A 9,822-nucleotide genomic window follows, 5' to 3' on the forward strand; every position below is an offset into this window, starting at 1 on the left:
TGAGCGTCATTGCTTTTTATGCTGCTCGACCCACTGCCCATAAGCATTGATGAATTTTTGCAAAAACGGTTTGAGCGACTCGGACAGGTTACCCGCCTCGTCGAACGCGGAACCGGCGCCGCTCAGATAGGCTTCCGGTTGCTGCATGCACGGCACATCCAGAAACACCATCGACTGACGCAGGTGATGGTTGGCGCCAAAACCACCGATAGCGCCCGGCGAAGCACTGATCACCGCTCCGGGCTTGCCGCTCCAGGCACTCTTGCCGTAGGGACGCGAACCCACATCGATCGCGTTCTTCATTGGCGCAGGCACCGAACGGTTGTATTCGGGGGTGACGAACAGCACCGCGTCGGATGAGCTCACTTGTTGCCGGAAAGTGCTGTAGGCTGCCGGCGGTGAATCACCATCGATGTCCTCGTTGTAGAGCGGCAGATCGCCGATTTCGACGATAACCAGTTTGAGATTGGCAGGCGCCAGTTCGGCCAGGGCCAGCGCCACCTTGCGATTGATCGATTCCTTTCTCAAGCTGCCGACCAGTACAGCGATCGTATAGACGTTGCTCATGGAAGATTCTCGACTGTCCGATGGAAAGAGCTTGTAGTTATAGATGACGATTCAACCCGTGGGCGACTGAAAATCGCCGCCCCTGACTATTTTTTTCCTGTAGGAAAACTTACCTCGCCCAACCACGGTCTACTGAGCCGCAAATTGAGTGATTTATCCCCAGAGGTTCTAAGCAGATGGCAGCAGTACTCGTCGGTCAGTTCCATGCAAGAGACGCGGAAGGCCGCGTTTATTCCGTGCATGAGTTCCAGGAATCCACCCCGTCGGCAGACGGCCTCACTGGCTCGGTGCCTGTCACCACTTATAAGCTGGCCATTGGCGATCGCGTTAAAAAGCTCGATGACAACCAGTTTTTGCTGGTGCAATCAGACGTCACTATCGTGCGCGAGCCCGACACCTATGTCGGCAGCCGGCCGGAACCCACGATCGCCTCATAACTCCGTGTTATGAGCAGAAGTCATATGCGCGCACTTGAGTTAGGATTCAGCCACTGACTCCCTCACCTGCTGAACATGGACTTCACGCATGCGTTTACGTCATATCGAAGTGATCCAGGCGCTCTTGCAGACCGGTCACCTGGGCACCGCGGCCGAATGGCTGCAGTTGCCTGTGGCCGAAGTCGAAGGGATTCTGCGCGAAGCCGAGGATCAGTTGGGTTTCATGCTGTTTTCCAGCGTGCGTGGACGCTTGCAGGCTACGCGCGAGGCGCGGGAGTTACAGGCCCAGATCGCCCACGTCTATGAAGCGCTCGAGCCGGTCCAGCGCCTGGCCAACAGCCTCAAGCAATATCAGGCTCCGCCCTTGCGGATCGTCTGCACGCCGCCCCTCGCACAGCAGTTATTGCCACAGAGCATTGCCGCCCTGCGCCGACGCCTTCCTGATGCCCCTTGTACCCTTCTGAGTCAACCGACTCGCGAGATCGTCAGAAACCTGCTGCTGCGCGAAAGCGATCTGGGCCTGAGCCTGCATGACCCCGATCACGCCGACATTCATTGCCAGGTGATCGCCCAAGGCAAACTTCAGCTGCTCGCGCCCCACGGCTGGTTGCAACCCAAACAAAAGTACATCTCGCTGCAGGACCTGGCCGGCCAATCGATGGTTGGCCTGGAAGGTCATGATCCGCTGAGCCCGGCGCTGGAAAACAAGCTGCATGCCCTGCGCCCTGCCCCGGTCATTCAGACCCGGGTACAGACTCACCAGATGATGCGCAGCATGGTCGAGGCCGGTGAAGGCCTGGCCATCGTGGACCCTTTCACCGCCCTCGGGGCCAAATCGGCTGGACTGGATGCCTGCCCGCTGGCGCCGGCCGTGCCGATCAGCCTTTATGCCTTGACCCTCAACAACGGCGAGCCATCAGCGGCGATTCAGGCACTGCTGGGCATCATCACGGAACAAGCCGTGGCGATGCTGGCGAACTAAGCGGCGCTTCCAGCGGGTTATCGAACAATCGATACCAGAACAGCGCCACTTCGGCGGTGTTCGGATCGATCCCGCGATAACGCAGATGATCGATTCCGCCCAGGACGTAACCGCGGCGCTCATAGAGCCGGCAGGCCCCCAGGTTGTTGTTCTGGGTTTCGAGCATGATGCCCGGCAGTTTCTTTTTTCGACTCCAGAACTGCGCCACATCCAGCAACGCCTTGGCCACGCCATGACGGCGCGCCGGCGCATGCACCGCCAACTCGTCGATATGGGCGAAGCCGTTCCAGTTGGTGCTGACCACCAGGTGACCCACCGGCTCATCATCGAGATAAGCCATGAAAATCGCGCTGTCAGCGGCATCGCGGAAACTGCTGAATTCTTCGGGATCAATGCCGTAGCACTTGCGATAGGGCGTGATCGGCGTCACCAGCCACTGCTCCACCGGTTTACCGATTTCGGCTGCGCCGTAGGCCACGACTTCAAAACTGAAGTCACTGCCCCAGATGTAGGCTGCAAAACCATCATCGGCAACGCGTACCGACAGCCCTGGGAATTTCGGATTCATGATCGGTTGCATACTCGGAAAGGTCCTCATTCCTTGATGCAATCAACGGTGTAATGCCGTCCATTGCCCTCGTCTTCGTGTTGCAATCCGTGCACATCAGCGACAAACCCCGGGAAGCTGCTATCGAACGTGCGCGCAAATGCCAGGTAATCGATGATCGAGCGCGTCGACTCGGTAAAGCGCTCGCCGGGCATGATCAACGGAATCCCCGGCGGGTACGGCACCAGCATCACCGCGGCGATCCGCCCATCCAGAGCATCGATCGACACGGCTTCAACTTCGCCACGCACCAATTGATCATAGGCGTCAGACGGCTTAATGGCGATTTCCGGCAGCACCGTGTACATGCGCTTGAGGTGTTTGGCCGTGGCATTGCTGCGGTAGCAGGCGTGCAATTGATCGCACAGATCGCGCAAACCCATGCCCTGATAGCGCGCGACATTCTCTTGCGCCACGCACGGCAGGCAGGTCGCGAGGCTGACATTGGCATCGTAGCTGCGCTTGAACTCCAGCAACTCGGTCAGCAACGTGCTCCATTTGCCCTTGGTGATGCCCATGGAGAACAGCACCAGGAACGAATACAGCCCGGTCTTTTCAACGACCAACCCACGTTCCCAAAGGAATTTGCTGACCACCGCCGCCGGAATCCCGCGCTCGCTGAGGGCGCCGCCTGCTGTCAGGCCAGGCATCACCAACGTGACTTTGATCGGATCAAGCAACACGTAGTCGTCGGTCACGCCGCCAAAGCCGTGCCAGTCAGCGTCGGGCTGCAGCAGCCAGTCATCGGTGATCACCCGATTGATGCCCTCCACCGACGGCGGCTGCCAGATGGAAAACCACCAATCGTCAGCAGCGATGTGCTGGCGCAAATTGGCCAGCGCCCGGCGAAAACTCAGCGCCTCGTCAAACATTTCCTGCAACAGCGATCGTCCGGCCGGGCCTTCCATCATGGCCGACGCCACATCCAGCGAAGCGATGATGCTGTACTGCGGCGAGGTAGAGATGTGCATCATGAACGCTTCATTGAAGCGATCCCGATCCAGCTGCCGCGCGCCGCCGTCCTGCACGTGAATCATCGACGCCTGGCTGAACGCCGCCAGCAGTTTGTGGGTGGAATGGGTGGTGAACACCAGCGGGCCGTCTTCACTGCGGGACGTGCCCATGCCGAAACGTCCGGCGAAGAACTCGTGAAACGCCGCGTAGGCGTACCAGGCCTCATCGAAGTGCAAGACCTCGACGCTGTTGCCCAGTTGCTGCTTGATCAGCTCAGCGTTGTAGCAGAGGCCGTCGTACGTCGAATTGGTCACCACCGCCAACTTGACCTTGGGCGCCCGGCCTTTGGTCAGCGGGCTGGCGTCGATCTTGGCCTGAATCGATTCGCGGCTGAATTCGCTCAACGGAATCGGGCCGATGATCCCCAGCTCATTGCGCTCCGGGCACAGGTACAGCGGAATGGCGCCGGTCATGATGATCGAGTGCAATATCGACTTGTGGCAGTTGCGATCCACCAACACCAAATCATCGCGAGCGACCATCGAATGCCAGACGATTTTGTTGGCGGTTGAGGTGCCATTGATCACGAAGAAGGTGTGATCGGCGCCGAAATTGCGCGCAGCACGGGCCTCGGCTTCTGCCAGCGGACCGGTGTGATCGAGCAAAGAGCCGAGTTCCGGCACCGACACCGACAAATCGGAACGCAGGGTATTTTCCCCGAAGAACTGGTGAAACGCCTGACCCACCGGGCTCTTGTGGTACGCCACGCCGCCGCCATGGCCGGGTGTGTGCCAGGAATAATTGGAGTCGGCCGTGTGCTGCACCAGCGCTTTGAAAAACGGCGGCAGCAGACCATCCAGATACTTGCGAGCCGCTCGGGCGACCTGCCTGGCCAGAAAAGGCACGGTGTCTTCGAACAGATAAAGAATCCCGCGCAGCTGATTGAGTTCAGCCATGGCGTCGGCCGGAGCATTCTCCAGGGTCACCTGCTCACCCAGCGCGAAGATCGGCAAGTCGGGCGCACGCACCCGTGCCAGGCCAATCAGCTCGGCCATGTTGTGCAATAGATGAGAGTGAGTGCTGGCGTCTTCGGCCGCAATCAACATGCAGGAAAGACCGTGATGGGTCGAGGCAACCAGACGCCCTTCGGTGTAATCCACCGCCGAGACAATGCTGAAGCCTTCCTGCTCCAGCTCCCGGGCGATGCCACGCACGCGGTCACCGGCGACGGTGTCGGCCTTGATGTCGCGATGGACGATCAGGACCGGGAATTTCAAATCTTTATACATGGGGCTCAGTGTCCTGAGGCGGCAGACCGTGGTCCGCCAATCACCTCAGGGTAGAGGGTTCGAGCGCATGTGGCGAGTGCGGCGCCCCGAAGGAGGTCATCGCGCGCACCATCGTGTAGCGAGGAATCCAAAGTCGAGATGAGTACTTGTGGCGAGGGAGCTTGCTCCCGCTCGGCTGCGCAGCAGTCGCAAATCCTGAAAATCTGGTGTTACTGGAAGAATGCAAAGGGTCGCTACGCAACCCAGCGGGAGCAAGCTCCCTCGCCACAACAGCCCTTTCACTTAAGGCAGATTTATCAGGCTTGAGCCTTGGCCTCGGCCAGTTGCTGCCAGAGCGATGGGGCGCCGGCGGATTTGGCGATGGTTTCCAGGCGTGCCACGTGTTGGGCCAGGTCATCTTCGCTGGCACGGATAATCCGCGTCGGCTGACGATCGGCCGGCAGACGGCGGATCTCGGTGGCGGAATTGTCCGCGCCTTCCCCGGACCCGTTGCCATCGGAGGCATTGCCGGCAAGGGACAGGCTGGTCTGGCCGCCCGTCATGGTCAGGTAAACGTCGGCGAGGATCTCGGAGTCGAGCAAGGCGCCGTGCAGTTCACGACCGGAGTTGTCGACGCCATAACGTTTGCACAAGGCGTCGAGGCTGTTGCGCTGCCCCGGGTGACGTTCCCGGGCCATCATCAGGGTGTCGAGAATCGAGCAATGTTGCGTGATGTCCGCACGATCGTGCTGGCCCATCAGGGCGAATTCGTTGTTGATGAAGCCAACGTCGAACGCCGCGTTATGGATGATCAGCTGCGCACCCTTGATGAATTCAAAGAACTCATCGGCCACTTCCGTGAAGCGCGGCTTGCCGACCAAAAATTCGTTGGTGATGCCGTGGACGCCAATCGCGCCTTCATCACTCTCGCGGTCCGGTTGCAGGTAAACGTGAAAATGCCGGCCCGTCAGGCGCCGACCGATCAACTCGACACAACCGATTTCGATAATCCGGTGGCCGTCGGTCACCGGCATGCCGGTGGTTTCGGTATCGAGTACAACGGATCTGGTGGCCATCAGTGCTCAGCTCTCAACGGGTCATTCGTGCAAAAGCGGCGATGTTAACACGCTCGCCGGGGTCTTTCAGGTGCCGGCGCTGATCGCTCCCACGCTCTGAGTGGGAACGATCAGTCTGAGGCTTAGGCTTGTTTGTAACCGCGCACTTCGTCTACGCCACGGTTGGCCAATTGGTCGGCGCGTTCGTTGCCATGGTGACCGATGTGCCCGCGCACCCATTTCCAGGTAACGTTGTGGCGATTGACCTGTTCATCCAGCAACTTCCACAGATCAGCGTTTTTCACCGGTTCTTTCGCGGCGGTTTTCCAGCCGCGCTTCTTCCAGTTGTCCATCCACTCGTTGATGCCTTTCATCACGTACTGCGAGTCGGTGACCAGCAGCACGTCGCAAGAGCGCTTGAGTTCTTCAAGGCCGCGGATCGCGCCCATCAGCTCCATGCGGTTGTTGGTGGTGTTGGCTTCGCCGCCCCACAGTTCTTTTTCAATGCCTTTGCACACCAGCAAAGCGCCCCAGCCGCCTGGGCCAGGATTGCCTTTACAGGCGCCGTCGGTGAAGAGTTCTACGCTATCGCTCATGCCAATCTATCCAGAAAATGCGGTGGCTCGCCGATCGGTGATCGACGATGCCCGAGGCCGGGGCAAACCCGGCCGGGAAAATAAAAAGTGTATTACGGATCGATGCGGCGACGATTGACCTTGGCCATCGGCAATGGAATCAGCTTGCCCATCGGTTCGCGCCGCTCCTGACGGACGGGCCGCAGGCCCACCACGATCTTGCGCGCAACCAATAAATAGAAGCCGCCACCCGACAGTTGCCAGTCACCGGCCTTGCGCTCCCAACCGGCCAGACGAGCCTGCCAGGCGGGTGATGCAAGCGGCGGACGATAGCACCCGAAGCGGCGTTTCTCCAGCGCGAAACCCAGCAGGTTCAACCAGTCACCGACTCGCGACGGGGAGATGCAGCGAGCCTTGCGCAAGGCGTCGTGAGCAAAAACGTGACGCAAGCCCCAGGTGCTCCAGGGGTTGATCCCGACGATCAGCAGATGCCCGCCGGGCCGCACACTGCTTGCCGCTTCGCGCAGCAGGCCGTGGGGCGACAGGCAGAAATCCAGCCCATGCTGCAACACCACCACATCGGCGGCATGCTCGCTCAAAGGCCACGCCTGCTCTTCGCAGACGATCTCGACACCCGGCAATGGCGCGCCGAGCCGCACATTGCGCTGGACTTGCGGCGCCGACGGCGGCGTTTGGGCCGACGGACCGTAATGCACCAGGTAGCCACCGAAGAACCGTCCCAACTCGTCTTCGAGCATGCGACGTTCTTCGTCCAGCAGAAATTGCCCGATGGGGCCGGACAGCCATTCACGGGCCGCGCTGATCAATGTCAGCCATTCAGGATCAGCCTGAGCGAACGCTTTATCGGTCATTGCATTCTCCAACGCGCCAGGAAGTTCTAAGATGCGCCATTGTTTTCCGCTTGGCGAATCCGACGATGATACAGATCAGTGCCCTGCCCGCCTTCACCGACAACTACATCTGGTTGTTACAAGACCACCGCACCCAGCGCTGTGCAGTGGTCGACCCGGGCGATGCCGCGCCAGTGCAGGCCTGGCTCGCCGCGCATCCGGGTTGGGTGTTGAGTGATATTTTGATCACTCACCATCATCATGACCACGTCGGCGGCGTCGAGCAGCTGAAAAAAGCGACAGACGCGACAGTCTACGGTCCAGCCAGCGAAACCATCCCGCTCCGAGACGTTGCCCTTAAGGACAACGACCGCGTCAGCGTGCTGGGCTGGGACTTCGATGTCTTTGCCGTCCCCGGCCATACCTTGGGGCATATCGCCTATTACCATCATGGTTTGCTGTTCTGCGGTGACACCCTGTTCGCTGCCGGTTGCGGACGCTTGTTCGAAGGCACGCCGGAGCAAATGCATACCTCACTGACGCGCCTTGCCGCGCTGCCTGAAGATACGCTGGTCCACTGCACTCACGAATACACTTTGAGCAATCTGAAGTTTGCCGCAGCGGTCGAACCAGGCAATCCGGACACCGCCGCACGTCTGGAAAAAGTCACCGCACAACGTGAAGCCGGAATCATGACGCTGCCCTCTACTCTGGCGCTTGAAAAGCTGACAAACCCGTTTTTACGTGTCGACGAAACATCCGTTAAAGAAAAAGTGGACGAACGGAATGGAACCCAAAACCGGGCTCCGAGTGCGGTCTTTGCTGCTCTTCGTGCTTGGAAAGATAAGTTCTAAGTAGCCATCATGTTGGTACAAAAGTTCTGAATGGTTGACCGCAGGGGGTACGCTTTCTAGAATCGCCCGACATTTTTGCCCGGAACTTACTTCCAGCCAATGTCGTCATCTATTCGTAAAGCCATCAATTCAGACGCATTGACCCGCTTGGCTCAAGCCATTGCGGTGGCTGTGTCCGCCACTTTGGCGGGCTGTTCCAGCCATGTGCCGCAGACCGACGCGACACACACTCCGAACATCGCCGCTCGAGCCAAGCAGAAACCCATCTGGCTCAGCGAAAAACCGACTCCACAAATTCCACAAGACGTCTGGGAGCGCATGCGCCAGGGCTTCCAGCTGCAAGACAACGTGGGCGTCAACCCGCGCATCGAGCAACAGCGCCTGTGGTTCGCCAGCAACCCGTCCTTCCTCGAAAACGCCGGCGAACGCGGCAGCCTCTACATTCACTACATCGTCGAACGCCTTGAAGAACGCAACATGCCGCTGGAACTGGCGCTGCTGCCGGTGATTGAAAGCGCCTACAACCCCATGGCCTATTCCCGGTCCGACGCGGTGGGTCTTTGGCAATTCATCCCTTCCACCGGGCGTTACTTCAACCTGCGTCAAACCCGTTTCTATGATGGCCGTCGCGATATCACCGCATCGACCACCGCAGCCATGGATTACCTGACCCGCCTGCACGACATGTTCAACGGCGACTGGCTGCTGGCCCTGGCGGCGTACAACGCCGGCGAAGGCACGGTCAGCCGGGCCATCGAGCGCAACGAAAAACTCGGTTTGCCGACCGATTACTGGAACCTGCCGCTGCCGGCAGAAACCCAGGCCTACGTGCCAAAGCTGCTGGCCCTGTCGCAAGTGGTGCTGGCACCTGAAGCCTACGGCGTGAACCTGAACCCGATCGCCAACGAACCGTACTTCCAGGTCGTCGAAATCAATCAGCGCATGGACCTGTCCAAGGTCGCCGCGGTGGCTAACATCGACGAAGACGAACTGTTCCAGCTCAACCCGGCCTTCAAGCAGCGCACCACCATCGATGGCCCCCAGCATTTGCTGGTGCCAACGTCCAAGGCGCAACTGCTGACGGCCAGCCTGTCGACCATGCGTCCTGAAGAGTTGATCAGCAAAAAATCGTTCAAGCCGGTCTTCGAAGGCGCCGACGACTCCGAAATCGCCAGCCTCAAACGCGCCTATCGCGTAAAACGTGGCGACAACCTGGTAGCCATCGCCAAGGCCAACAAGGTTGACGTCAAGGACCTGCAGCGCTGGAACAAGATGAGTGGCAAGGACCTCAAGGTGGGTCAGACCCTGGTAATGCAGGACACCACCAAGCGCAGCGGCGGCCGTGTCAACACGGTCGTGGCGGCGAACAGCAAAACCAACAGCAAAGCAGTCAAGGAAAAGCCGCAGACCCAATACAAGGTCCAGCAAGGCGATTCGCTGTATATGGTTGCCAAACGTTTCAACGTTGAAATGCAACACCTCAAGCGCTGGAACCCGCGTGTTGGCCAGGCGCTGAAGCCTGGGCAGATGCTGACGGTGGCTTCGCCACGCTAAAACGGGCCCCTGATTAAGGGGCTTTTTTTTGGTTCTTCACGGAATCCCGGGAAACACAGAAACAAGAACGCCGATTTGATTGATGATGTTCGTGCGAGCAAACACATCTAACAAACCG

The 9,822-nt window shown here is 59.3% G+C and carries 10 protein-coding genes; 4 read left to right on the plus strand and 6 right to left on the minus strand.

Annotated elements, in window-relative coordinates; translation table 11 throughout:
* Positions 1–6: 6 nt before the first annotated feature.
* Positions 7–567, minus strand: a complete 561-nt coding sequence (locus tag QF010_RS14585; RefSeq protein WP_033054631.1) for an NADPH-dependent FMN reductase — start codon at positions 565–567, stop codon at positions 7–9.
* A 176-nt stretch (positions 568–743) separates the two neighbouring features.
* On the opposite strand from QF010_RS14585, the gene QF010_RS14590 reads away from it, so the two are divergent.
* Together QF010_RS14590 and QF010_RS14595 are read left to right on the plus strand one after the other, a co-directional pair.
* Complete coding sequence (locus QF010_RS14590; protein ID WP_033054629.1) at positions 744–1,004, plus strand: hypothetical protein; 261 nt, start codon at positions 744–746, stop codon at positions 1,002–1,004.
* Between the two features lie 88 nt (positions 1,005–1,092).
* A complete protein-coding gene (locus tag QF010_RS14595; RefSeq protein ID WP_033054627.1) occupies positions 1,093–1,986 on the plus strand; it encodes a LysR family transcriptional regulator in 894 nt (297 codons plus the stop codon).
* Here the strand turns inward: QF010_RS14595 and QF010_RS14600 are convergent.
* The 5 genes from QF010_RS14600 to QF010_RS14620 form a co-directional block, all read right to left on the minus strand.
* On the minus strand, positions 1,952–2,566 hold the full coding sequence (locus QF010_RS14600; RefSeq protein ID WP_429510134.1) for a GNAT family N-acetyltransferase: 615 nt from the start codon (positions 2,564–2,566) through the stop codon (positions 1,952–1,954). The genes QF010_RS14595 and QF010_RS14600 overlap by 35 nt on opposite strands.
* Before the next feature lie 14 nt (positions 2,567–2,580).
* Complete coding sequence (locus tag QF010_RS14605; RefSeq protein ID WP_429510135.1) at positions 2,581–4,836, minus strand: Orn/Lys/Arg family decarboxylase; 2,256 nt, start codon at positions 4,834–4,836, stop codon at positions 2,581–2,583.
* 296 nt (positions 4,837–5,132) lie between these two features.
* Entirely contained in the window at positions 5,133–5,891 is a 759-nt protein-coding gene (gene dnaQ, locus QF010_RS14610) for a DNA polymerase III subunit epsilon (protein ID WP_033054619.1), read from the minus strand.
* 122 nt (positions 5,892–6,013) lie between these two features.
* A complete protein-coding gene (gene rnhA, locus QF010_RS14615; RefSeq protein WP_008152099.1) occupies positions 6,014–6,466 on the minus strand; it encodes a ribonuclease HI in 453 nt (150 codons plus the stop codon).
* Between the two features lie 92 nt (positions 6,467–6,558).
* Entirely contained in the window at positions 6,559–7,317 is a 759-nt protein-coding gene (locus QF010_RS14620; RefSeq protein WP_008152097.1) for a methyltransferase domain-containing protein, read from the minus strand.
* Positions 7,318–7,382: 65 nt separating this feature from the next.
* Here QF010_RS14620 and gloB point away from each other — a divergent pair, with 65 nt between their 5' ends.
* Positions 7,383–8,150 carry a hydroxyacylglutathione hydrolase gene (gene gloB / locus QF010_RS14625; RefSeq protein ID WP_429533382.1) on the plus strand — a complete coding sequence of 256 codons (768 nt, stop codon included), beginning with the start codon at positions 7,383–7,385 and terminating at the stop codon, positions 8,148–8,150.
* A gap of 99 nt (positions 8,151–8,249) precedes the next feature.
* Complete coding sequence (locus QF010_RS14630; RefSeq protein WP_033054614.1) at positions 8,250–9,704, plus strand: transglycosylase SLT domain-containing protein; 1,455 nt, start codon at positions 8,250–8,252, stop codon at positions 9,702–9,704.
* Positions 9,705–9,822 lie beyond the last annotated feature (118 nt).

The sequence above is a fragment of the Pseudomonas silensiensis genome (assembly GCF_050434865.1).
GTDB classification, from domain to species: domain Bacteria; phylum Pseudomonadota; class Gammaproteobacteria; order Pseudomonadales; family Pseudomonadaceae; genus Aquipseudomonas; species Aquipseudomonas fluorescens_W.

Excerpts from the sequence above, each read along its gene's own strand:
- QF010_RS14630 (WP_033054614.1), top strand. The coding sequence starts at position 8,250 with ATGTCGTCATCTATTCGTAAAGCCATCAATTCAGACGCATTGACCCGC.
- QF010_RS14600 (WP_429510134.1), bottom strand. The coding sequence starts at position 2,566 with ATGCAACCGATCATGAATCCGAAATTCCCAGGGCTGTCGGTACGCGTT.
- gloB (WP_429533382.1), top strand. The coding sequence starts at position 7,383 with ATGATACAGATCAGTGCCCTGCCCGCCTTCACCGACAACTACATCTGG.
- QF010_RS14595 (WP_033054627.1), top strand. The coding sequence starts at position 1,093 with ATGCGTTTACGTCATATCGAAGTGATCCAGGCGCTCTTGCAGACCGGT.
- QF010_RS14585 (WP_033054631.1), bottom strand. The coding sequence starts at position 567 with ATGAGCAACGTCTATACGATCGCTGTACTGGTCGGCAGCTTGAGAAAG.
- QF010_RS14620 (WP_008152097.1), bottom strand. The coding sequence starts at position 7,317 with ATGACCGATAAAGCGTTCGCTCAGGCTGATCCTGAATGGCTGACATTG.
- rnhA (WP_008152099.1), bottom strand. The coding sequence starts at position 6,466 with ATGAGCGATAGCGTAGAACTCTTCACCGACGGCGCCTGTAAAGGCAAT.
- QF010_RS14590 (WP_033054629.1), top strand. The coding sequence starts at position 744 with ATGGCAGCAGTACTCGTCGGTCAGTTCCATGCAAGAGACGCGGAAGGC.
- dnaQ (WP_033054619.1), bottom strand. The coding sequence starts at position 5,891 with ATGGCCACCAGATCCGTTGTACTCGATACCGAAACCACCGGCATGCCG.
- QF010_RS14605 (WP_429510135.1), bottom strand. The coding sequence starts at position 4,836 with ATGTATAAAGATTTGAAATTCCCGGTCCTGATCGTCCATCGCGACATC.